Source organism: Candidatus Sordicultor fermentans (assembly GCF_012728195.1).
Lineage (GTDB): Bacteria > Atribacterota > Atribacteria > Atribacterales > Caldatribacteriaceae > Sordicultor > Sordicultor fermentans.
In genome coordinates, this window is sequence record NZ_JAAYFP010000150.1 from 1 (window position 1) to 21,732 (window position 21,732).

Below are 21,732 nucleotides of genomic sequence, written 5' to 3' on the forward strand. Positions count from 1 at the left end.
ATGGGGAACGTTTGTTGATGTAAAAATTAATGCTGTGAATATAATTAAACCGATGAAATATAAAGATAAACGATTACTGTTTAGTTCAGTTACAGATGCCTACCAGCCCATCGAAAGCAAATATGAGCTCACACGAAAGTTATTAATGGCTTTAATTCCGGCACAACCTAAAATTGAAATACTAACAAAGTCATCATTAGTATTACGTGACTTAGATATATTGAAGCAATTTGAGGATGTGACAGTCGGCGTCTCGATATCAACATTAGATAGAAAAATTTCTCGTAAGTTAGAGCCGCTTGCATCCTCGCCTGGAGCAAGGCTTCAAGCACTTAAGAGGTGTAAAGAAGAAGGTATCAGAACATATACCTTCTTGTCTCCCCTTATTCCATTTATTACAGATGTAGCCGAGATTATTAAAGAAACTATCCCTTATTCGGACTTTCTAATGTTTGAAAATCTTAATATCCGCCCTACAAACTTAAACAAAGTACAGAATGTTCTGGAAAAAATATCTCCTGACCTCCCATTAAAATTGAAAAAAATATATGCTCCAGATTCAAAATATTGGGATAACGAAGAAGAAAGGTGGCGAACCTTTTGTGAAAAAGAAGGCATTGAAGCACTTTTCTTCTTCCACCATGGTAAGGAGTAAAAAATGCTTAATTTAATAGATGAATTAGTATGGTTCTTATTATTAAAAGCAAATGCTCAACGTTTACAGGTAAAGGCAGAAAAATACCCTTACAGTGGGTTCACACTACTAAAACTTCGCGGTTCTACATCAATAAGTGTGAAACTTTAACCTCATAACCTGGATTAGTAGCTAATATTCTCATCCGGAAGTTATCCATATTACGATAACCATAAGCCATCCTCTTTATAGTTTTAATCCGGTTATTCTTCCCTTCAGTAAACCCATTGGTTATAGGATAATCAAAATAATTTAATATCTCCTCTCGCCAATGGGCAATAGTAGAGAGAAGAGCTTTAAATTCAGGTAAATCAGTACCAGATATTCTCTCCTCTAATAATCTCAGTCCTTCCTCTCTAGTTCCGGATAAAAGGAAAAGAGTTTCCTTCTCCTTTCTGCAACCTGCTCCTCACCTTATCTAAAGCAACCTGGACCTGCTTTAAGAAATGAAACTTATCCACCACTATCTTGGCCTGAGGTAAGACCATCCAGATGGCCTGGCGGAAAGGCTCATGCATGTCTATAACTACCGCTTTAACTCTCTCAGGTGAGGGAAGTTTATCCCCATACTCCTCTAACCTCTTTTGCCCTCTTCCTTCTATCACCTCCATTATTTCCCCCTCTCTTAAATTGCAGATGGCAGTATGATAGAGTATGATAGAGATAGTTTTTCCTAACTGAAAACTCATCTACTCCTATAAATTTAGGAGTATCTGCTCTCTTTCTGACTTCCAGTCTTCTTCCTACCTCCTCAGTCACACATCTCCGATCTCCGCTTTCCCCTACTCCTTCTTTCTGAGCTACTCTTCTTACTGTCTGGTGGAGAGCTTCTTCTCCTAAGTATTCCCGAAAGCGCTGAGTAGATCTCCTTCTCCAGCCACATACTACATCTGGTTCAGTAAATACCTTACCACAGGAAGGACACCTAAACCTCCTCTTCATCAGAATGAGAAATACTTCTTTATCTCTCAGCATCCTATCTTTCTTTCTCTATGGTCTCCGATCATGCTCCTTATTGGTTATTTGACCACATCTCGGACAGATAACTTCATCCTGCCGATACATCACTACTACTTCAAAATGATCTGCCGGCTCTCTTTGTTCCAAAATCTGGAGCTGTGGTAATTCTAATCCTACTGCGATATAATTATCTTGCAGCTCTTGACCTCCTTTCTTTAGTTTTAGCTAATAATCCTTAGGATACAGAGGTCAGCAGGTGTTTTCAATACCCGATTTCACATTAAATATTGTAGAACCGTCGTGACAGTCTGTGACCCGAAAGAAAAATTAGAGATGGCTTGGTAAATGGTTCACAATGACAGGATAGAATAGGGGTTGGTGTTTTCTTAGCATCCGGGCTATAGGGGATATATCCCCTTCTATCCGGAATTTTTTTTGTGTGCTTGGCTTGGATATTTTTCTTATAGAGCCATTTTCTTCTTGCCAATAATAAACTCTTTTGCTAATATATCCCGTGACTATTTAGTCAGGTTCGGAGGTAAAGAAAATGATTGAAGAAGCTATCCAGGAAATTAGAGAGCTGGAGAACCTGAAAGAAAGAGAAATAAACAACGCTGAGCGAGAAGCGGCTAAAATTATCGCCGGAGTAGAAGACCAGATAACAGAAATGAGAAAGAAAGTTATGCAAGAGGTGGAAGAGAAAGCTCAAGCCTTGAGAAGGGAGATGCTTGAGAAGGGAGAAAAAGAAGCGAAGAAGATAGAAGAGGAGTTCCACCATCAAGCTCAAAAGTTAGAGAGTATTGCTTTTTCCCGGATAAAAGATATTGTTTCTCAGCTTGTAGAAGAGATGGGAGAAGAATATGGCAATTAGTGCGATGGAGAAAGTGGGCGTTATTGCTCACCACTCTCTACGAAAAGGAATTCTTGACCAGTTGCAAGATTTGGGAGTTTTGGAAATAACAGAAGACGAAAAAGACTTGTTCGATGAGTTTGTTTCTCCCTCAGTAGAACTAGGAGAATTAGAACGCCGTCTGGGGGAGTTGAGCTATTGCTTAGATTTTATTGATAAATATCGCTCAGAAAAGCTAGGGATTGCTCAGTCTCTTTTCCCCTCTCCTATTCATATGGAAAAAGAAGATTTTTTGAGCTGTAGTTTTGATTACATTCCTCTTTATAAGACCTTCCTGGATTGGGAGGAAGAGCTTAACAACATTCGTAGTAACTTAAATCGGTTAAATTCTAACCTGGAGTTTATGAAAAAAATTCAATCGGTGGAGGTCCCGCTGGAGAACTTGCGAGGTACTCTCTATACTCGCAGCTTTCTTCTGGAGTTTCCTCCTAAAAAGAAAGAAGCATTAGAAGAAAAATTGAAGGAGAGAAATTTAGCCTGGTTGAGAGAAGAATTTCCCGGAAAAGGGGGAAATGTTTTATGGTGGGTGATAATACATAAAAGCGAAGAGGAAGCTATGGAAGAGGTTTTAGCTGAGCTTTCTCTTTCCCCTGTGAGCCTTCCTCAGCCTTTTGAAGGTACTCCTCAAGAAATAATAGAAGATTTAGAACACCGGATTGGTGAGCTTCAAGAGGAACAATCAAAGCTTATAGAGAAAGCAGCTCTACAAGAAAAATTTGAGAAAGAATTTAAAATAGCTTATGATTACTATTTGAGCCTGTGGGAGCGTTATCAGAGTGAAACCAAGCTTTTGAAAACTAAAGAGACTTGTTACATTAGCGGATGGGTAAAAAAAGAAGATTTACCTCTGGTAGAAGAATCTATCTCCCAAGTGGGTAAAGAATGGGTTCTTTATCATAGAGAGCCTAAAGAAGGAGAGAGCGTACCCGTCAGCTTGGAAAATAATTCCTGGGTGAACAATTTTTCGGTTTTAACTCATCTCTACGGTCTTCCTAACTATACTGAAATAGACCCTACTCCTTTTGTAGCAGGCTTTTTCTTCTTTTTCTTTGGCATGTGTTTGGGAGATGTTATATATGGTTTAGTATTGGCCCTTTCTGGGTTTATTGCTGCCGCTTGTCAGGATATTTCTGATTCTACCAAGCTTTTTCTTCGTATGCTAGCCTGGGGAGGAGTTGGCGCTATTTTGGTGGGGACTTTTACTGGTTCCTGGCTGGGGGACCTTTTTGATTATTTTCCTCCCTCTTTATCTTTTTTAACTACTCTGAAAAACGGCTTAATGGTTATTGATCCTTTAAATAATCCTCTTCCTATGCTCATCTTTTCTTTGGGAGTAGGTATAGTGCAGATTTTAGTGGGTATAATGCTTGCTGTCATGAAAGAGTGGAAGAGAGGTAATTATGCTGTAGCTATCATGGATCACTTGAGCTGGTTTATATTTTTGGTTTCGATAGTGATGTATATAGTGGGCATTGCTGTCTCTCCTCTTTTAGCTTCGGTGGCTTTACCTATTATAATAGGGGGTGTTATTTTTTTAGTAGCTACTCAAGGCAGACATCAAAAAAATCCCATTATGAAGTTTTTATCTGGCCTTTTGAGTCTTTACGATTTGGTATCTTATCTGGGGGATACCCTTTCTTATTCACGTCTTTTTGCTTTAGGTCTTTCTAGTACTATCATTGCCATTTTAGCTCGTACTTTAGGGTCTTTATTTGGAGGTTATCCTTATATTGGATGGCTTATTGCTTTGATAGTGGCTTTAGTGTTTCACCTTTTCAATTTATTGATGAGTGGATTAGGTGCTTTTGTTCATTCTGCTCGTTTGCAGTATGTAGAGTTCTTCAACAAGTTTTACGAAGATGGAGGTAAAAGCTTTAAACCTTTTGGTTATAAAACCAAATACGTCAAAATAAGCTGAAGGAGGTTCTGTAATCTATGATTGATGGACTGGCATTCGCACTTTTAGGTTCTGCCTTGGCTATAGGGTTAGCAGGGATTGGTTCGGCAATGGGAGTAGGCATTGCTGGAGAAGCAGGCGCGGGTGTGTTAACTGAAGACCCTAATAAGTTTGGGCAAATTTTGCTTATGCAGGCGCTGCCTGGAACGCAGGGCATCTATGGATTATTAGCTGGATTTTGGGTATTAATTAAATTGGGTCTTTTTGGTGGAACTCCGGTAGAAATAAACGTTGCTCAGGGTTTGCAAATCTTATTTGCTTGTCTTCCTGTAGCCATTGTAGGCCTTGTTTCAGGAGTTTATCAGGGAAGAACTTCAGCTGCCTCTATTGGGATGATTGCTCGCCGACCAGAAGAAACAGGAAGGGCTATTATTCTTCCTGCCATGGTAGAAACTTATGCCGTTTTAGCTTTGCTTGCTACTATTCTTCTTTTGAATTCTATTCAAGTTTAACAGGGGCCAGATTATGCCTTTAGAAGATATTTTGCGGAAAATTGAGGAAGAAGCAGAACTCAAAAAGAAGAGAATTTTAGAAGAAGCCCGGACCAGAGCCAGCGCTCAGTTGGAAAGGGCTCAGAAGGAATTAAAAGAAGAAGCTGATCGATTATTGGCAGAGCGCAGAAAAGAGGTAGAGCTTGAAGTCCAGCGCAGGCTTGCCCAGGCAAGATTAGCAGGGAAAAATGAGGTGGGTAAAGTTAAACATCAGGCCTGGGAGAAACTACAGGAGAGTTTGGTGGCAGCTTTTGTAGAAAAGATAGAAACAGAAGGCAGGGAATGGTGTAAAGAGTTCCTTATCCAGTACGTGGTTAGCGGAGATGAGGAAGTATGGATGGCTCCTCGGGAAGCAGAAATCTGGGGCAGTGGTTTTGTGAAGGAGATAAATGAAGAGAAAAACTTATCTTTGCGCTTTGGTGGAATAGCAGAGGACATAGAACGAGGCTTTCTCTTGAGGCGAGGAGGTATGATGGTAGATTTGAGCTTTGTTTCTGTGGTGGAAGAGTACATTAGAGAGAACGAAAGAAGAATTTCTGCTCTGCTTTTTGAGGGTTAACAATGATTACAGATTTGAGAAAGCCTAGTGGTAGTGGAGATACACGCTATGCTTATTTAGTAGGTAGAGTAAGAGCACTAGAGCGAGGTCTTTTGACTCAGAGAACCCTGGAGAATTTGCTCCGTTCAGAAAACTTAGAGCAGGCTCTACGGGGAGTAGCAGAGATTCCTTACTGGGGAGATGTTTTTCAGAATGTTCCTCCCCGTATTTATGATATTGATAAAGCTTTGGTGAGTCACTATTGGCAAACTATACAGGAAATAAACAGTCATTCTCCAGGAGATGAAATCGCTCGTTTTTTTATCTGGCCTTTTGATTTTAGTGAAATGAAATTAATTTTAAAGTATCGTTTAGCAGGTAAGACTTTGGAAGAGACTTACCCCACGACCTTAAATCTGGTAAGAGTAAACAGATTTTTGGGAGGAGAAACTCGAGAATATCTCCCTGATCTGTGGATCAAAGCTATAAATGATAGTTTAGAAGCTTATGAGAATTACCGAGTTATTCAGGCAGTGGAAATGGTTTTAGATAGGCATTATTTAGAGCAAGTTTATCTCTTGGCTCAAGAAATGGAAAGCAGGGTTCTCAAAAATTGGCTTCTAGCCTTTGTGCTTTTAGCCTATTTCCGAGCAGTTTTCCGAGCTCGTTATCAGGAAAGAAAAGGGGAGTTGATGCGTCTTCTTTACTTTCCTCAACCGCTTTTTCCCGAAGAAAAATTTATAGAGATGCTGAGTGCCCCTGCAGAGAAAGTGGCGGAAGAAGTTGATAACTTTGGTTTCGATTTTCTTCTTCCCGAAAAAGGAATTTTCCGGGATGACCCTTCTTATTTAGCGGAAATAGAGCGAAATATGGATAATTATCTTTTAGATTTTATTCGTTCTTATCGATGGAAAGCTTTTGGTCCGGAGCCGGTTTTTGGATTTCTCTGGGCGCAAAGTATAGACGTCAAGAATTTGCGCTTGGTTTTAGAAGGAAAATATTTTGGTTTAGAGAGCGAAAAAATAAAAAGTAAATTGCGAGAGTGTTACTATGAGTGATAGTCGTTTGGCTTTTGTAGGAGGAGAAGAAAATAGCCTCTGTTTTCGAGGCATGGGATTTGATGTTTATGTAGCCTACTCCGCAGAAGAAGCAAAGGGGTTTTTACCCCTGTTGCGGAGAAGCAATTATGCCCTGATTTTCACCGAGTGGAAGTTTTATTCTTTGATTAAGGATCATTTTGAAGACCAGCGCTCCGAGGCCTTGCCGGTTATTTTAGGCATTCCTACCCGGAAGGAAGAAATAGGGAAAGGATCTGAGTTCATAAGGGAGCTGGTGCGAATAGCGGCCGGGAGCGATATAACTTTATAGAGAGAGGAATGATGATGTTGGAGGGAAGCGCTAAAGGTACAATATTGAGTGTCAATGGACCAGTGGTCGTAGCGATAGGACTTCCCGGGGCAAAGATGTATGACCTGGTAAAAGTGGGAGAAAAGAAACTGGTGGGAGAGATTATTGGTCTTGACCAGGATAAAGCCACCATTCAGGTTTACGAAGAAACAGCGGGAATCCGACCCGGGGAGCCGGTGGAATCAACTTATGAACCGCTGAGCGTGGAGCTAGGCCCGGGGTTGATAGGTAACATTTTTGATGGAACACAGAGACCCCTGGAAGTTATTCGAGAAATTTCTGGTGATTTTATTGCCCGAGGAGTAGAAGTTCCTCCTCTGGATCGCTCTAAAAAATGGGATTTTCATCCCTTAGTTAAAGTAGGAGAAGAAGTAGAACCAGGAGATATATTAGGAGAAGTACCTGAAACCACTGCTATCACTCACCGGGTCATGGTTCCTCCCGGGGTTCGGGGAAAAGTGAAGGAAATAAAAGAAGGTTCTTTTACTGTAGAAGAAGTGATTGCCATAGTTGACCAGGAGGGAGAAGAAAAACCCATAACTTTAATACAGCGCTGGCCAGTCAGGACTCCTCGTCCCTATAAAAGAAAGATAAACCTGGATGAGCCTTTAATCACCGGGCAGCGAGTTATCGATACCTTTTTCCCTATAGCCAAAGGAGGAGTAGCCTGCATTCCCGGTCCTTTTGGAAGCGGAAAAACAGTGGTGCAACACCAGCTGGCTAAATGGTCAGATGCTGATGTTATAGTCTTCATTGGTTGCGGGGAACGGGGTAACGAGATGACCGACGTGCTGATGGAGTTCCCCGAATTGGTTGACCCCTACACCGGGGAACCTCTTATGAAAAGGACTATTTTAATTGCCAATACTTCTAATATGCCGGTGGCTGCGCGTGAAGCTTCGGTTTATACGGGAATTACCATGGCTGAATATTTTCGGGATATGGGCTACAAAGTAGCTCTTATGGCTGATTCTACTTCTCGCTGGGCAGAGGCTATGCGAGAGATTTCTGGCCGTCTGGAAGAAATGCCCGGAGATGAAGGGTTTCCTGCTTATTTAGGAAGCCGGATAGCCAGTTTTTATGAACGAGCTGGGAAAGTGGTCGCTTTAGGAAAAGAAGATAGAACTGGTTCTTTGACCGTGGTTGGTTCGGTATCACCTCCCGGTGGTGACCTATCAGAACCTGTGACTCAAAACACTCTGCGAGTAGTACAGGTGTTCTGGGGGCTGGAAGATAGATTGGCTTATCAGCGTCATTTTCCAGCTATTAACTGGCTGATTAGCTATTCTCTTTACCTTCCTCATCTGGAAAATTTCTGGAGGAAAAATGTGGCTCCTGATTTTTCTGCCAATCGAAATCTGGCTATGCAAATTCTCCAGCAGGAAGCAGAGTTAGAGGAAATAGTGCGTTTAGTGGGAGTAGAATCGCTATCTTTTCGGGAAAGATTTGTTCTGGAAATAGCTCGATCTATCCGGGAAGATTTTCTTCAACAGAGTGCCTTCCAGGAGGTAGATACTTTTAGTTCTTTGCGTAAACAATACTTGATGCTGAAACTCATTATTACTTATTATCAGGAAGGTTTAAAAGCTTTAGAGAAAGGTTTATCTTTGAGAGATATTCTTTCTATTCCTTCTCGGGAGAAAATAGGGAGAGCGAAATATATTCCTGAAGAGAAAATTGAGACTCTGGAAAAACTCATAGAGGAAGTTCAAGAGGAAATAGCCAATAAACTGAGGGGCGAGGTTGAAAGCAATGTATAAAGAATTTACCACTATTTCAGAAGTGGCTGGCTCTTTGCTCACTGTAGAAGAAGTGGAAGATGCCCGATATATGGAGATTGTGGAGATAGAGTTGCAGGATGGCTCGCGACGGCGGGGTCAGGTGCTTATGACCAGCAGAGGCAGGGCGCTGGTGCAAGTTTTTGAAGGAACAGAAGGGATAGGTGTCGGGCAAAGCAAAGTCAGGTTTTTAGGAAGAGTGATGGAGCTTTCTGTTTCTCCCGATATTTTGGGGAGAGTTTTTAATGGTTCGGGAGTTCCTATTGATGGTGGTCCGGGAATTGTTCCTGATGCTCGTCTGGACGTTAACGGTAACCCCATAAATCCTGTAACTCGAGACTATCCTATCGACTTTATTCAAACCGGGATTTCAGCTATTGACGGTTTGAATACTCTGGTAAGAGGACAGAAGCTTCCCATTTTTTCTGCTTCTGGTTTACCTCATGCTCGTCTGGCTGCCCAAATTGCTCGCCAGGCTAAAGTATTAGGAGAAGAGGAAAAATTTGCCGTAGTTTTTGGAGCTCTGGGTATTACTTTTGAAGAAGCTAATTATTTCATATCTGAGCTGCGTAACACCGGAGCCATTGAGCGGTCGGTTATCTTTGTTAATCTGGCTGATGATCCGGTGGTAGAGCGAATCATTACCCCGCGCATGGCTCTTACCGCGGCAGAATTTCTGGCTTTTGAAATGGATATGCAGGTTTTAGTAATATTAACTGATATGACTAACTACTGTGAGGCTTTACGAGAGGTTTCTGCTGCTAGGAGAGAAGTTCCGGGAAGAAGAGGTTATCCTGGATATCTATATACTGACCTGGCTACTATGTATGAGCGGGCGGGTAGAATCCGGGGCAAGAAAGGCTCTATTACTCAGATTCCAATTCTCACCATGCCCGAAGATGATAAAACTCATCCTATTCCCGACCTCACTGGTTATATTACTGAAGGGCAAATAATTTTAAATCGGCAGCTGCAGCATAAAGGCATTTATCCTCCCATTGATGTTTTGCCTTCTCTTTCTCGACTTAGAGATAAAGGAATTGGTGAAGGTAAAACTCGAGAAGATCATCCTGATGTGGCTAATCAGCTGTTTGCTGCTTATGCTCGAGGAAGAGAGGCGGAAGAACTGGCTACTATTCTGGGAGAGGCTTCTCTTACTGATCTTGACCGCTTGTATATGAGGTTTGCTGAGGAGTTTGAAGAAAAGTTTGTTCAACAGGGAGAGTACGAAGACCGAAGCATTGAAGACACCCTCTCCCGGGGCTGGGATTTATTACGCATGTTACCTCGAGAGGAACTGAAGCGTATTCAAGATATTCACCTGGAACATTTTTATAATGGCCAGAGTTCTTCTTCTGAAGAATAGGAGGATTTCCCTTGAGATTGAATGTTAATCCCAATCGTATGGAGCTCATGAAGCTTAAAAGTCGTTTGAGCATGGCAGAACGGGGTCATAAGCTCTTAAAAGATAAATTAGACGCCCTGATGCAGGATTTTATTCGCACGGTGAGAGAAAATCGTTACCTGCGTCAGGAAATCGAAGAAGAAATCGTTAAAGCTTTTGAAGCTCAGAGTAAAGCTTCTCTTTTGCTTTCTGAGGAAGATAAAAAGTTAATCACTGTTTTCCCGGGAGAGCGATTGGGGCTTGAGGTTCAGGTTCGCCATGTTACCGGAGTAAAAGTTCCTCATTTTGAGGTCAAGGTAGAAGGAGACCCCTATACCTACAGTTTAATAAATACTCCGGCAGAGATAGATGAAGCTTTTAGCTCTTTTTTCCAGGTTTTCCCCTTGATGGTTAAACTGGCAGAAGCAGAAAAAACTATCGAGCTCCTGGCGGTGGAGATAGAAAAAACTCGCCGACGGGTTAACGCTTTAGAGTATGTCCTGATTCCCAATTTACAGGAGACCATAAAATATATTACTCTTAAACTGGATGAGTTAGCTCGTTCTTCGGTGGTAAGCATTATGAGAATCAAAGGAAAAGGATTGACGGGATGAGTTGAAAGTTGCCATTCTCGCTGATATTCATGGCAACTTTGATGCCTTAGAGAGGGTATCGGAGGAGATAGAGAAGTTAGAAGATGTCATGGTTCTGGGAGACATCATTGGCTATGGAGCAGAACCAGAGGATTGTGTGAGGTGGGTAGTAGAGAAAAAAGCTAAAGTACTTCTGGGCAATCATGAAGCTGCTTGCATTGGTGAGTTACCTCTTTCCTGGTTTAATCCTCTTGCTCTTCGAGCTTTGCTCTGGACTCAGAAACGTTTGAGTTCCTTCAGTATCCGGTTTATTCGGTCTCTGCCTCCTGTCATTTCTGATTTTCTTCAGGCTCTGTGGGTTCATGGGAGTCCTCGTCAGCCCACAGAAGAGTATATTGATCATCCTTTTATAGCTCGAGAGATATTTGAAAGTTTTTCTTTCTCTCTCTGTTTTTTTGGGCATACTCACCAGGCTGAAGCTTATATCCTGGAGGAGAGTGGGAGAGTAGAGAGGATTTCTTTTCGAGAAGGGGGAAAATTGGAGATACTTCCTGATAATAGATATTTAATAAATTGTGGTAGTGTAGGGCAACCCCGGGATGGCAACCCCCAGGCTAGCTTTGCCATTTTTGATACGGAGAAGAGAATAGTGGAGATAAAAAGGGTAGACTATGACATTTCTTCTGCCTCTTATAAAATATTACATAGTGGACTTCCTGAATATTTAGCTTACCGGTTAGAAGGAGGGAGATAAGTTTCCGGACAAATCTAATTTAAGAGACAACGCTATTTGGAATAGATGAGTTTCTTGACTGCCAGAGAGATTATAGTAAAATAAAATCGAATGAACTGGGTTATACCTCAATGAGAAAGATTTGAGGTATAACTCCTGTTTTTATTATACCTTATACAAATCTAACACTTTAGTTTAAGAAAGGTGGATACAAATGGTAGAAGTTAAAAAAGAGGAAAAAGAAAAACATGTAGTAGAGATGGAAATTACGGTGGAGAAAGAGAGAGTAAATGAGGCATTGGATAAAGTTTACCGAGAGCTGAGCTACAGAATGACCGTGCCAGGATTTAGAAAAGGGAAAGCCCCCCGAGGTATTTTGCGGAGCTTTGCCGGCGAAGACTTTATTTTAGAAACAATGACTCAAGATTTAATTCCTCAAGTAGTTCAAGAAGTATTGACTCAGGAGAGCATTAGAGTAATTGGTGAACCGGACTTAGAGATAGTGCATGCAGAGGAAGACGAGCCTTTAGTTTTGCGTCTTCAGGTAATAGAGGAACCAGAAGTAAAGTTAGCCGATCCCGGGGAGTTAGAAGTAAGAAAGTATCGTTTGGAGATTAGAGAATCAGATGTAGAAAAAGAAGTGGAGAAATTGATAGACTCTCGTAGTACCTGGAAAGATAAAGGGGAAGGTGAACCAGCAAGAGAAGGGGATCTGGTTATGCTAAAAATAGAAGACGAAGATTATGCTGTGGTAGCAGAGTCTTCTTTAGATAAAGAGAAATCTATTGCCCGAGAAGTTTTAGGTATGAGAGTAGGAGAAAAGGGGAAAATTACTCAGGGAGAAGAGGAAGAAACCGAAATAGAGTTTTCGATAAGTGGAATAATGGGAAAAGAAAGGCCAGAGGTAAATGAGGAGTTTCTATCTGGTTTAGAAGAAGGGTTAAATTCCATAGAAGATTTAAAAAACAGAGTTAGAGAAAAATTAGAAGCCCTGGCTCAAGATATAGTGGAGGAGAGATTGGAGAAAGAAGCGGTAGTGGCTCTATGTCGGGAATCTGAAGTTTATATTCCTGAGGCCCTGTTGGACATTGATGTCCGCCAGCGCATAGACATTCTGAAGGAAGATCTGGAGAAGGACGGTTTAACCCTGGACCGCTATTTAGAGTTAATGGATATGGATTTTGCCACTCTGGAAAAAAATTTACGGGATTTAGGCCGCTGGGAACTTCGGAAATTCTTCGTTCTGGAGAAATACGCTGAAGAAAATGAGATTTTGGTTACGGAAGAGGATTTGATGGCCGAGCTTGAAGAGATAGCGAAGAAGACAGGTAAAACTAAAGAGGAAATAAAAGAAATCTTGGAATTAAGTGATAGAATAGAAGGAGTAAAAAGCAATATAAGAGACAGGAAAACTATTAAAGATATAGCTCAGAAGGTGAAAGTCAAAGAGCTGGAGGAGCCTATAAATTTAGATCAGTGGAAAGCATTGGGAGACCCGGAAGAGGAGATGATAAGATGAAGGACTTTCTTCTGATGAATAGTTACTTAGTACCGATGGTGGTGGAGCAAACACCCCACGGGGAGAGAGCTTATGACATTTACTCTCGTCTTTTGCAAGACAGGATTGTTTTTTTAGGAACGGAAATAGACGATACGATAGCTAATCTGGTTATTGCTCAGTTACTTTTTTTAGAAGCAGCTAACAAGGAAAAAGACATAAATCTTTATATCAATAGCCCTGGTGGTTTGGTTTCTTCTACTTTAGCTATTTATGATACCATCCAGTATATAAACCCGGATGTAGCCACTATTTGCATCGGACAGGCAGCCAGTGGTGCGGCAGTGATTTTGGCTGCTGGAGCTCCGGGTAAAAGGATGGCTTTACCTAATTCCCGGGTGATGATTCATCAGCCCTTAGGTGGAGCCCAGGGACAGGTGTCTGATATTGAGATTCATACTCGGGAGATGATTAAAATTAGAGAAAAGTTGAATGAAATATTAGCCCATCATACTGGAAAACCGGTAGAAAAGATTAGAAACGATACAGAAAGAGACTACTTTATGTCTCCCGAAGAAGCGCGGAAATACGGGTTAATAGATAAGGTTCTTTATCCGGAAGAAAAAAACAAAAAGGAGAAGTAAATAATAATGCCTAAGTATGAGGAGGAAAAATTGAAGTTGCGCTGTTCCTTCTGTGGTAAGAATCAATCAGAGGTTAAGAAGCTTATAGTTGGTCCGGGAGTGTACATTTGTGACGAGTGCGTGGAGTTGTGTAACGGAATCATCAAAGAAGACGATAAACACCGAAAGTCAGATCTGGCTCTGGAAAAACTACCTTCTCCCAAGGAGATAAAAGCTTTTCTAGACCAGTATGTGATAGGACAGGAGAGAGCCAAAAAAGTTCTTTCTGTAGCAGTCTACAATCATTACAAACGAATTACCTACAGCTCCAGGGAAGATATAGAGATAGAAAAAAGCAATATTTTACTTATTGGACCGACGGGAAGTGGTAAAACTCTTTTGGCTCGCACCCTTTCTTTGTTGCTTAATGTTCCCTTCGCCATTGCCGATGCTACTACCTTAACCGAGGCCGGATATGTAGGGGAGGATGTGGAAAACATCTTGCTTCGTTTGATTCAGAATGCTAACTTTGATATCAAAAAAGCGGAAAGAGGAATTATATATATAGATGAGATAGATAAAATTGCTCGCAAAGGAGAAGGTCCTTCCATCACCCGAGATGTATCAGGTGAGGGAGTACAACAGGCTTTATTGAAAATCCTGGAAGGGACCATGGCTAATGTTCCTCCCCAGGGAGGGAGGAAGCATCCTCATCAGGAATTTATCCAGATTAATACTGAAAACATTCTTTTCATTTGCGGAGGCGCTTTTGTAGGTTTAGATAAAATAGTTGAAAGCCGCTTAAAAGACCACAAAATTGGTTTTGGTGCGCGAGAAGCTTCTTCTACTACGGATTCATTTAATCCTTTAAGTGAAGTTCAACCAGAAGATTTGATAAGGTATGGTGTTATTCCCGAATTTGTGGGACGTATTCCAGTAGTTTGTGCTCTTGACCCCTTAGGCGAGGAAGATTTGGTACGTATTCTTATCGAGCCTCGCAATAGTCTGGTTAAACAGTACCAGAGCTTGTTAAAAATGGAAGGAGCAGAACTCATTTTTACTGAAGGTGCACTGCGCCTTATTGCTCAGGAGGCTATGGCTAAAGGCACAGGAGCACGAGGATTGCGCGCTATAATGGAAAAGTTAATGGTGGAGTTGATGTTTGAGTTGCCTTCTCGCAAAGATATTGAAAAAGTAGTGATCAATGAAGAAGCGGTCAAAAGTGGTACTCTTCTTCCTTTTTTGGAGGGAGAAAGTGCTAAAGAAGAACAATCGGCGTAAGGGAAATACATAATGAATGAACGAACTATTATTTCTCCAGTTTTTGAACCCTCTTCGGTGGAAGATAAATGGTATGAATTCTGGGAGGAGAAAGGTTATTTTACTCCTCCTCCCTCCCCGGCTCCTCCTTTTTCTATAGTTATTCCTCCTCCTAACGTTACCGGTCATCTTCACATGGGGCATGCCTTAAACCTCACCCTTCAGGATATATTAATCCGTTATCGAAGAATGCAAGGTTATCGGGCTCTCTGGGTACCGGGAACTGACCATGCAGGCATTGCTACTCAAAATGTGGTAGAAAAGCAACTGTCTCGAGAAGGGCTGAGTCGCCATGATTTAGGCAGAGAAAAGTTTCTGGAAAGAGTCTGGGAGTGGAAAGAGCGTTATCATGAGAGAATTGTAAAACAATTGAAGAAGATGGGAGCTTCTTGCGATTGGACGAGGGAGCGCTTTACTTTAGATGAAGGTTTATCTCGGGCGGTGCGGGAAGTTTTTGTCCGACTTTTTGAAGAGGGTTTAATTTATAAAGACGAATACATTGTAAACTGGTGTCCCCGCTGTGAAACAGCACTGGCTGATATTGAAGTGGAGTATACGGAGGTTCCCGCTCACCTTTATTATGTGAGATACTATCTCAAAGATGAAGATAATTATTTGGTAGTGGCTACTACAAGGCCGGAGACCATGCTGGGAGATGTAGCTTTAGCAGTAAACCCTCATGATGAGCGCTATAAAGACCTGGTAGGGAAAATAGCTATTCTTCCGCTCACAGGAAGGGAACTCCCCATTATTGCCGATGAATACGTGGATATTGATTTTGGAACCGGGGTGCTTAAGGTTACCCCTGCTCATGACCCCCACGATTTTGAATTGGGAAGAAAACATGGGCTGCCTCTGGTCAAGGTTATCGATGAGCAGGGTTTTATGAGCGAAGAAGCTCTCAACTTTTCTGGTCTTTCTCGGGAAGAAGCCCGGGAAAGAGTGGTGGAAAAATTAAAAGAAGAAGAATACTTGGAAAAAATAGAAGATTATTCTCACTCAGTGGGACATTGTTATCGCTGTTCTACTGTGGTAGAACCTCTGGTTTCTAAACAGTGGTTTGTTCGAGTGAAGGACCTGGCTCAGCCAGCCATAGAGGTGGTTAAACAAAAAAAGATAGAGTTTGTCCCTGAGCGCTGGGAAAAAGTCTATTTTGAATGGATGGAGAATATCAAAGACTGGTGCATTTCACGCCAGTTGTGGTGGGGACATCGCATTCCTGTTTTTTATTGTCAGGATTGTGGTTATGTTTTCGCTCATCGAGATACCCCGGAGAGCTGTCCCCGTTGTGGGGGGGAAGTAAAGCAGGATGAAGACGTCCTGGATACCTGGTTCAGCTCTGCTCTCTGGCCTTTTTCGGTGTTCGGGTGGCCAGAAGATACCGAAGACCTGAGGACTTTTTATCCCACATCAGTTTTAATTACCGGTTTTGATATCATTTTTTTCTGGGTAGCACGTATGATTATGATGGGCCTGAAGTTTATGGGAGATGTTCCCTTCCGGAAAGTTTATATTACTCCCTTATTGCGGGATGCTCAGGGAAAGAAAATGAGCAAGTCTTCGGGCAATGCTATTGATCCTTTAGAAATAATAGACCAGTACGGAGCGGATGCTTTGCGCTTTGCTCTGGGTTGGCTTACGGTGCAAGGTAGAGACATTAATCTCTCTCGGGAGAGAATAGAAGCATCACGTAATTTCATGAACAAATTGTGGAATGTTTCTCGTTTTGTATTGATGAATGAAGAAGGTTTTTCAGCTTTTGAAGGACTTGTGGACCTCGATATTAAAGACCGCTGGATTATTTCTCGTTTTCATCGTTTATTAGGTGAAGTAGAGGAGGCGCTGGATAGTTTAGATTTTGGTCGATATGCTCAACTTCTTTACGATTTTGTATGGGGAGAATATTGTGATTGGTATATTGAGTGGAGCAAGATAGACCTTTACCAGGGGGGAGAGAGAAAAAAAAGAAAAGCTCAAAACGTCCTCATTTATTTACTTTCAGGGATTTTAAAGCTTTTGCACCCTGTGGTTCCTTTTATTACCGAAGAAATCTGGCAGAACCTTCCTGTGAAAGAAAGAGAGAGCATCATGATTGCCCCCTGGCCTTATAAAGAAGAGAAATGGTTAGATGAAGAGGCAGAGAAAACTATTTACTTTTTACAGGATGTTATAAGGGAAATCCGCTATTTACGGGCGGAACTGGGTATCCCTCCCAAAGAAGAATGCCAGGTAATACTCAATTTATCTGATGAGGAAAGCTACCGATATATGAAAGGTAATTTCTCTTATGTAGAAAGCCTGGCTAAATGTTCGATACTGGAAGCTGGTTATAATTTGAAAAAGCCAGAATCAGTGGCCACAGGAAGAGTGCAGGGAGCGGATATTTATCTTCTGGTGGGAGGTGTGATTGACCTCAATAAGGAGGTGGAGCGTTTGAATAAAAAACTTTCCCGTCTTCAAAAAGAAGAGGAAAGACTGAGAGAACGTCTTAATAACTTCTCCTTTCTGCATCGAGCTCCGGAGGAAGTAGTAGAAAAGGAAAAGAAGCGCTTTGCTGATTTAATTAAGGAGAAGGAAAAATTAGAGACCTTGCTTGAGGGTATCTGATGAGTAACCCCTTTGCTTTTTTGAAAAGACGGGATCCGGTAGAAACAATTATAATTCTTCTCGGGGGTTTATTGGTAGTAGTTATTGCTTTTTTTATAGCTCGAGGAGATCTGGATTATTACACCGAATATCTCCTTACTGGTGGTGTTTTTGAGAGAAAAATAGAGGTAAAAGAAGTAGAAATTCCTTTTTCTTCTTATTTCCCTGAAGAGGAAGAGTTTTTACCTCAAGAAACACCCCAGGAGATGGTTCCTTCTCCAGTACCAGAGGGAGAAGAAGTTTCTCCTCCCCGGGTAGCTGCAACCCCTTTCCCGGAAGAAAAAAGGGTTGAGCCTCCTCGAGAAACTAAAACTCCTCCTCCCCGGGTAGCCGAAGCTCCTTCAGGAGAATTTTTTGTTCAGTGTGGAGCATTTTCTAAACCAGAAAATGCTCAAAAAATGGGGGAGACCTTGAAAGGGCTTGGCTATCAAGCTGTTTCTGAGCCTGTTTCAGGATTGTATAGAGTTAGAATATATGGTTTTCAAAGCAGGGACGAGGCTGAGAAAGTGGTTAGCAAGTTAAAGAGCCAGGGAATAGAATCTTTTTTGGGAAAGTAGGGAAAAATTATATGACTTTGCGAGAAATAAAAGAGATATTACAAGCTGAGGTGCTAGCAGGGGAAGAATTCCTGGATCGAGAGCCATCCTCTGCCTGCGGAAGCGACCTTTTAAGTGATGTTCTGGCTTTTACTAAAGAAAATTCTGTACTCCTTACTGGCTTAACCAATTCTCAAGTAATTCGTACTGCGGAAATGAGTGACATAATAGGGGTTATTTTTGTGCGAGGAAAGAAGCCCGATAATTACACCATCGAGTTAGCCACCATCAAGAAGATTCCCCTTTTAACTACTCGTTTGCCTATGTATGAATCCTGTGGGAGGCTTTATTTACGGGGATTGAAGGGTTGTAGTGAAGTGTGAATGGGAGAAGATAAAGTTTTAGTGGAAATAGAGCGGGAAATTGTGGGGGGAGATTTTCAGAGTGCCGGTGATGTGTCCAGTGAATTGAAAAAAGTTCTTCAGCAGGTAGGCTTCCCTCCTTCTTTTAATCGTCGGATAGTGATTGCCGCTTATGAAGCAGAGATGAATGTGGTGATTCATGCTTATCGAGGGGTTTTTACCACTCAAATTTATGAAGATCAGGTGCACATTGAAGTGGATGACCAGGGTCCAGGCATACCAGACCTGGAGCTGGCCTTTCAAGAGGGTTATTCTACCGCTCCTCCTCATATAAGAGAAATGGGTTTTGGAGCGGGATACGGGCTTTCTAATATGAAGAAATGCTCTGATCGCCTGGAAATTGATACCCGGGTAGGAGAGGGAACTAAAGTGATTATGGATTTTTTTCTTAACTCAGAGGAGTAAGTTCTGTGATAGAGGAGGAAATTTTCCATTCTGTTCGCCTAGATGAAGAGAAATGCAAAGGCTGTACCCATTGTATTCGCCATTGTCCCACGGAGGCCATTCGGGTGAAAGAAGGGAAAGCTCGAATTGATGAAGAGAGATGTATTGATTGTGGAGAATGCATTCGGATTTGCCCTAACCATGCTAAATACGCTCAATCTGATTCTTTAGAAGTTATAAAAAAATTCCCCTGTGCTATAGCTCTTCCCGCTCCCGCTTTTTATGCTCAATTTAAAGTAGACATTTCTCTGGGTAAAATACTCCAGGGTCTTTTACATCTGGGTTTTCAGGAGGTTTTTGAAGTAGCCCGGGGGGCAGAAATTCTGGCAGAGGAGATTGATCGTTATTTAAAAAAAAGAGAGATAGTTACTCCGATAATTTCTTCTGCATGTCCTGCGGTAGTAAGGTTGATAGAGGTCAGATTTCCTTCCTTAATAGAAAATTTGCTTCCCTTAGATTCTCCTCTGGGAGTAACGGCCAAATTGGCGAGATTACAGGCTATGGAAAAGGGGTATCGTCCCGAAGACATCGGAGTTTTTTTTATCACTCCTTGTCCGGCCAAGGTAACTGAATCTAAACAAAGCGAAGGTGTTTTAGGACACATAGATGGAGCTATCTCTATAGCTAACATTTATTCTCGTCTCGTTAATATAGTAGAGGAGTTAGAAGAATCTTCTTCTTTACCTCTCGCCAGTTTCCGAGGCATTGGCTGGGCTCGCTCAGGAGGAGAGCAGGAGTCATTAAAAGAGGGAGAATATATGGCTGTGGATGGCATCCATCAAGTTATTTCAGTGCTGGAGAAAATCGAGATGGGAGAATTGAAGAATGTAGTTTACTGTGAAGCTCAAGCCTGTGTGGGAGGGTGTATTGGAGGAGTACTGGCAGTGCAGAATCCTTTCATTGCTAAGGTAAGTATCAATCATCTACTTAAGAAATATACTGAATTTCGACCCATAAGAAAGGAAGAAATGGAGAAATGGTGCAGAGAGGGAGTATTTGAAAGGAAGAAGGCTTACCAGGCTAAGGAAGTTTTAAAACTGGATAAAGATTTTAAGCGAGCTCTGGAAAAATACCAAATGATTGAAAAACTTTTAGAAAAACTCCCCGGTTTGGATTGCGGGGCCTGTGGTTCTCCCACCTGTAGAGCTCTGGCAGAAGATATAGTAAGGGGAAAGGCGGAAGAAATAGATTGTCCTTTTATGTTACGAGATCAGTTGCTCAGCTTATCCGAGGAGATTCATGCCTTAGCCAACAGGGCTCCGCAAACCATGGCTAAAAAAAAGGAGGAATGAAAAATTTTGAGAGTGACTCAAATCGTTGAGCCATTAAAGGCGGAAGTAGTAGTAGGAGAGAGGATGGAGGAACAAGATATAGAAGGAGGATACTGTGGAGACCTTCTCAGTGATTGCATTGCCAATGCTAAAGAGGGAAGCGTCTGGGTTACCATCCAATCTCACCCAAACACAGTGGCGGTAGCAGTGTTAGTAGGCATACCTTGTATAGTGGTTTCTAATTACCAGGAGATAAACGAAGAAACAAGGAAAAGAGCTCAAAAAGAAGGCGTAACTATTTTACGCACTTCTTTGACCAGCTATCAGGCGGTTAGTGTTCTTTTCTCTCTGGGGATACCAGGCACCAAAAGACATGGCTAAGGGGGTTTTTTTAGCCGACCTCCACATTCACAGTGTTTTGTCTCCTTGTGCTGACCGGGATATGTTGCCCCATTGTATTATTCTGGAAGCCTGGGAGAAAAATATTAATTTGATTGCCGTAACCGATCACAATGCCTGTGATAATGTAGGAGCAACTGTGACACTGGGAGAAAAATTTGGTATCTGGGTAATACCAGGAGTGGAGGTGGAAACCAGGGAAGAGGTGCATCTTCTTTCTTTTTTCCCTTCTTTATCTCAACTTCACGATTTTAATCAAGAAATAGCAAGATTTCTTCCTTTTATTCCTCTGTCAGAAGAACTGTGGGGAGAAGAGTGGGTAATAGATGAGGAGGGGGAGATAAAAGAAAAAAAGACGAACCTTTTAGTTTACCCCTTAGATTTATCGGTAGAGCAAGTGGTGGAAAAAGTCAGAAGTCGGGAGGGAATAGTTATCCCCGCTCATGTAGACCGTCCCAGTTATAGCATCATTTCTCAGCTTGGCTTTATCCCTCCCCATCTGGAAATAAAAGTGGTAGAGTTATCGAGTAATACCTCTGAAGAGGAAGCAGTAAATAAATTAGGTTTAGCAGGCTTTCGATTCCTTCACTCTTCTGATGCCCATTCCCTTTCTCAAATCGGCTCAGTTACCACTTCTTTTTTATTCTCTTCTTTTCCCAACTGGCGAGAACTGGAACAAATCCTCACCTGAAATTTTCCTCTAATAGAAAATTTCCCTTTTTTGGAACGAACGTTCTATTTATCTTTTATCTTTATTAGTTTATGCTAAGTGGGGTATAATGGTAAAAAGTGGGAGGAAGTGGGAAATGTTTTTAGGCCATTATTACCACACTATAGATGAGAAGAATCGAGTGGTGATTCCCAGTTCCTTTAGGGGAGAAATTTCCGGGAAGGTCTATCTCACTCAAGGAATGGAAAAATGTATTTTTCTCTATCCCGAAGAAGTGTGGAATAGATTTTATCAAAAGATTACCACTCTTTCTCTCACTCGAAAAGAAACTCGAGAATTTTCCCGCTTCTTTCTGGCTAATGCTACCTGCCTCGATATTGATGGACAAGGAAGAATTGTTCTTCCTGATTACTTAAAAAATTATGCTGAAATAAACCGACAGGTGGTTTGGGTGGGGG

General features: G+C 41.7%; 25 protein-coding genes. 22 read left to right on the forward strand and 3 right to left on the reverse strand.

The window, feature by feature from the left end; genetic code table 11:
• Positions 1 to 655: radical SAM protein (locus GXZ17_RS07790; protein ID WP_409376727.1), on the forward strand; the 655-nt coding region annotated here is incomplete at its 5' end.
• Between the two features lie 124 nt (positions 656 to 779).
• Here the strand turns inward: GXZ17_RS07790 and GXZ17_RS07795 are convergent.
• Genes GXZ17_RS07795 through GXZ17_RS07805 form a run of 3 tightly spaced genes read right to left on the reverse strand, consistent with a single transcriptional unit; the run spans position 780 to position 1,669 of the window.
• Positions 780 to 1,040 (reverse strand): ISL3 family transposase, encoded by a 261-nt coding sequence (locus GXZ17_RS07795; RefSeq protein ID WP_409376748.1) that lies wholly within the window; start codon positions 1,038 to 1,040, stop codon positions 780 to 782.
• Between the two features lie 10 nt (positions 1,041 to 1,050).
• On the reverse strand, positions 1,051 to 1,305 hold the full coding sequence (locus GXZ17_RS07800; RefSeq protein ID WP_409376728.1) for a transposase: 255 nt from the start codon (positions 1,303 to 1,305) through the stop codon (positions 1,051 to 1,053).
• On the reverse strand, positions 1,253 to 1,669 hold the full coding sequence (locus tag GXZ17_RS07805; protein ID WP_409376729.1) for a hypothetical protein: 417 nt from the start codon (positions 1,667 to 1,669) through the stop codon (positions 1,253 to 1,255). Before GXZ17_RS07805 ends, GXZ17_RS07800 begins: the two co-directional genes overlap by 53 nt.
• Before the next feature lie 532 nt (positions 1,670 to 2,201).
• On the opposite strand from GXZ17_RS07805, the gene GXZ17_RS07810 reads away from it, so the two are divergent.
• The 21 genes from GXZ17_RS07810 to mraZ all read left to right on the forward strand — a co-directional run.
• Positions 2,202 to 2,525, forward strand: a complete 324-nt coding sequence (locus GXZ17_RS07810; protein ID WP_409376730.1) for a hypothetical protein — start codon at positions 2,202 to 2,204, stop codon at positions 2,523 to 2,525.
• Entirely contained in the window at positions 2,515 to 4,482 is a 1,968-nt protein-coding gene (locus tag GXZ17_RS07815) for a V-type ATP synthase subunit I (protein ID WP_409376731.1), read from the forward strand. Before GXZ17_RS07810 ends, GXZ17_RS07815 begins: the two co-directional genes overlap by 11 nt.
• A gap of 17 nt (positions 4,483 to 4,499) precedes the next feature.
• On the forward strand, positions 4,500 to 4,973 hold the full coding sequence (locus GXZ17_RS07820) for a V-type ATP synthase subunit K (RefSeq protein WP_409376732.1): 474 nt from the start codon (positions 4,500 to 4,502) through the stop codon (positions 4,971 to 4,973).
• Between the two features lie 13 nt (positions 4,974 to 4,986).
• Positions 4,987 to 5,571 carry a V-type ATP synthase subunit E gene (locus GXZ17_RS07825; RefSeq protein ID WP_409376733.1) on the forward strand — a complete coding sequence of 195 codons (585 nt, stop codon included), beginning with the start codon at positions 4,987 to 4,989 and terminating at the stop codon, positions 5,569 to 5,571.
• A gap of 2 nt (positions 5,572 to 5,573) precedes the next feature.
• Positions 5,574 to 6,608, forward strand: a complete 1,035-nt coding sequence (locus GXZ17_RS07830) for a V-type ATPase subunit (RefSeq protein WP_409376734.1) — start codon at positions 5,574 to 5,576, stop codon at positions 6,606 to 6,608.
• Positions 6,601 to 6,918: a V-type ATP synthase subunit F gene (locus GXZ17_RS07835; protein WP_409376735.1), complete on the forward strand. Its 318-nt coding sequence runs from the start codon at positions 6,601 to 6,603 to the stop codon at positions 6,916 to 6,918. Before GXZ17_RS07830 ends, GXZ17_RS07835 begins: the two co-directional genes overlap by 8 nt.
• Before the next feature lie 14 nt (positions 6,919 to 6,932).
• Positions 6,933 to 8,717 carry a V-type ATP synthase subunit A gene (locus tag GXZ17_RS07840; RefSeq protein WP_409376749.1) on the forward strand — a complete coding sequence of 595 codons (1,785 nt, stop codon included), beginning with the start codon at positions 6,933 to 6,935 and terminating at the stop codon, positions 8,715 to 8,717.
• The gene (locus GXZ17_RS07845) at positions 8,710 to 10,101 is read left to right on the forward strand and encodes a V-type ATP synthase subunit B (protein ID WP_409376736.1); all 1,392 of its coding nucleotides are present in this window, start codon (positions 8,710 to 8,712) and stop codon (positions 10,099 to 10,101) included. The genes GXZ17_RS07840 and GXZ17_RS07845 overlap by 8 nt, the downstream gene beginning before the upstream one ends.
• Before the next feature lie 11 nt (positions 10,102 to 10,112).
• Positions 10,113 to 10,733 carry a V-type ATP synthase subunit D gene (locus GXZ17_RS07850; RefSeq protein ID WP_409376737.1) on the forward strand — a complete coding sequence of 207 codons (621 nt, stop codon included), beginning with the start codon at positions 10,113 to 10,115 and terminating at the stop codon, positions 10,731 to 10,733.
• 1 nt (position 10,734) lies between these two features.
• Positions 10,735 to 11,466 (forward strand): metallophosphoesterase family protein, encoded by a 732-nt coding sequence (locus GXZ17_RS07855; RefSeq protein WP_409376738.1) that lies wholly within the window; start codon positions 10,735 to 10,737, stop codon positions 11,464 to 11,466.
• Between the two features lie 193 nt (positions 11,467 to 11,659).
• The gene (gene tig, locus GXZ17_RS07860; RefSeq protein ID WP_409376739.1) at positions 11,660 to 12,964 is read left to right on the forward strand and encodes a trigger factor; all 1,305 of its coding nucleotides are present in this window, start codon (positions 11,660 to 11,662) and stop codon (positions 12,962 to 12,964) included.
• Positions 12,961 to 13,587 (forward strand): ATP-dependent Clp endopeptidase proteolytic subunit ClpP, encoded by a 627-nt coding sequence (gene clpP / locus GXZ17_RS07865; protein ID WP_409376740.1) that lies wholly within the window; start codon positions 12,961 to 12,963, stop codon positions 13,585 to 13,587. The genes tig and clpP overlap by 4 nt, the downstream gene beginning before the upstream one ends.
• Positions 13,588 to 13,593: 6 nt before the next feature.
• Entirely contained in the window at positions 13,594 to 14,847 is a 1,254-nt protein-coding gene (clpX, locus tag GXZ17_RS07870; RefSeq protein ID WP_409376741.1) for an ATP-dependent Clp protease ATP-binding subunit ClpX, read from the forward strand.
• A 12-nt stretch (positions 14,848 to 14,859) separates the two neighbouring features.
• Positions 14,860 to 17,493, forward strand: a complete 2,634-nt coding sequence (locus GXZ17_RS07875) for a valine--tRNA ligase (protein WP_409376742.1) — start codon at positions 14,860 to 14,862, stop codon at positions 17,491 to 17,493.
• Positions 17,493 to 18,089, forward strand: coding sequence for an SPOR domain-containing protein (locus GXZ17_RS07880; protein WP_409376743.1), 597 nt, complete (start codon positions 17,493 to 17,495; stop codon positions 18,087 to 18,089). The genes GXZ17_RS07875 and GXZ17_RS07880 overlap by 1 nt, the downstream gene beginning before the upstream one ends.
• A gap of 11 nt (positions 18,090 to 18,100) precedes the next feature.
• The gene (locus GXZ17_RS07885; protein ID WP_409376744.1) at positions 18,101 to 18,451 is read left to right on the forward strand and encodes a DRTGG domain-containing protein; all 351 of its coding nucleotides are present in this window, start codon (positions 18,101 to 18,103) and stop codon (positions 18,449 to 18,451) included.
• On the forward strand, positions 18,452 to 18,895 hold the full coding sequence (locus tag GXZ17_RS07890) for an ATP-binding protein (protein WP_409376745.1): 444 nt from the start codon (positions 18,452 to 18,454) through the stop codon (positions 18,893 to 18,895).
• A gap of 8 nt (positions 18,896 to 18,903) precedes the next feature.
• The gene (locus GXZ17_RS07895) at positions 18,904 to 20,226 is read left to right on the forward strand and encodes a [Fe-Fe] hydrogenase large subunit C-terminal domain-containing protein (protein WP_409376750.1); all 1,323 of its coding nucleotides are present in this window, start codon (positions 18,904 to 18,906) and stop codon (positions 20,224 to 20,226) included.
• Between the two features lie 12 nt (positions 20,227 to 20,238).
• Positions 20,239 to 20,586 carry a DRTGG domain-containing protein gene (locus tag GXZ17_RS07900; protein WP_409376751.1) on the forward strand — a complete coding sequence of 116 codons (348 nt, stop codon included), beginning with the start codon at positions 20,239 to 20,241 and terminating at the stop codon, positions 20,584 to 20,586.
• A complete protein-coding gene (locus GXZ17_RS07905; RefSeq protein WP_409376746.1) occupies positions 20,579 to 21,295 on the forward strand; it encodes a PHP domain-containing protein in 717 nt (238 codons plus the stop codon). Before GXZ17_RS07900 ends, GXZ17_RS07905 begins: the two co-directional genes overlap by 8 nt.
• 115 nt (positions 21,296 to 21,410) lie before the next feature.
• On the forward strand, positions 21,411 to 21,732 hold a 322-nt coding region (mraZ, locus tag GXZ17_RS07910), incomplete at its 3' end, for a division/cell wall cluster transcriptional repressor MraZ (RefSeq protein WP_409376747.1).

Bases quoted from the DNA above. Each gene is read 5' to 3' on its own strand.
- GXZ17_RS07885 (WP_409376744.1), top strand. From the start codon at position 18,101: ATGACTTTGCGAGAAATAAAAGAGATATTACAAGCTGAGGTGCTAGCA.
- GXZ17_RS07905 (WP_409376746.1), top strand. From the start codon at position 20,579: ATGGCTAAGGGGGTTTTTTTAGCCGACCTCCACATTCACAGTGTTTTG.
- tig (WP_409376739.1), top strand. From the start codon at position 11,660: ATGGTAGAAGTTAAAAAAGAGGAAAAAGAAAAACATGTAGTAGAGATG.
- GXZ17_RS07845 (WP_409376736.1), top strand. From the start codon at position 8,710: ATGTATAAAGAATTTACCACTATTTCAGAAGTGGCTGGCTCTTTGCTC.
- GXZ17_RS07825 (WP_409376733.1), top strand. From the start codon at position 4,987: ATGCCTTTAGAAGATATTTTGCGGAAAATTGAGGAAGAAGCAGAACTC.
- GXZ17_RS07815 (WP_409376731.1), top strand. From the start codon at position 2,515: ATGGCAATTAGTGCGATGGAGAAAGTGGGCGTTATTGCTCACCACTCT.
- clpP (WP_409376740.1), top strand. From the start codon at position 12,961: ATGAAGGACTTTCTTCTGATGAATAGTTACTTAGTACCGATGGTGGTG.
- GXZ17_RS07805 (WP_409376729.1), bottom strand. From the start codon at position 1,669: ATGCTGAGAGATAAAGAAGTATTTCTCATTCTGATGAAGAGGAGGTTT.
- clpX (WP_409376741.1), top strand. From the start codon at position 13,594: ATGCCTAAGTATGAGGAGGAAAAATTGAAGTTGCGCTGTTCCTTCTGT.
- GXZ17_RS07810 (WP_409376730.1), top strand. From the start codon at position 2,202: ATGATTGAAGAAGCTATCCAGGAAATTAGAGAGCTGGAGAACCTGAAA.
- GXZ17_RS07835 (WP_409376735.1), top strand. From the start codon at position 6,601: ATGAGTGATAGTCGTTTGGCTTTTGTAGGAGGAGAAGAAAATAGCCTC.
- GXZ17_RS07800 (WP_409376728.1), bottom strand. From the start codon at position 1,305: ATGGAGGTGATAGAAGGAAGAGGGCAAAAGAGGTTAGAGGAGTATGGG.
- GXZ17_RS07880 (WP_409376743.1), top strand. From the start codon at position 17,493: ATGAGTAACCCCTTTGCTTTTTTGAAAAGACGGGATCCGGTAGAAACA.
- GXZ17_RS07840 (WP_409376749.1), top strand. From the start codon at position 6,933: ATGTTGGAGGGAAGCGCTAAAGGTACAATATTGAGTGTCAATGGACCA.
- GXZ17_RS07890 (WP_409376745.1), top strand. From the start codon at position 18,452: ATGGGAGAAGATAAAGTTTTAGTGGAAATAGAGCGGGAAATTGTGGGG.
- GXZ17_RS07820 (WP_409376732.1), top strand. From the start codon at position 4,500: ATGATTGATGGACTGGCATTCGCACTTTTAGGTTCTGCCTTGGCTATA.
- GXZ17_RS07830 (WP_409376734.1), top strand. From the start codon at position 5,574: ATGATTACAGATTTGAGAAAGCCTAGTGGTAGTGGAGATACACGCTAT.
- GXZ17_RS07875 (WP_409376742.1), top strand. From the start codon at position 14,860: ATGAATGAACGAACTATTATTTCTCCAGTTTTTGAACCCTCTTCGGTG.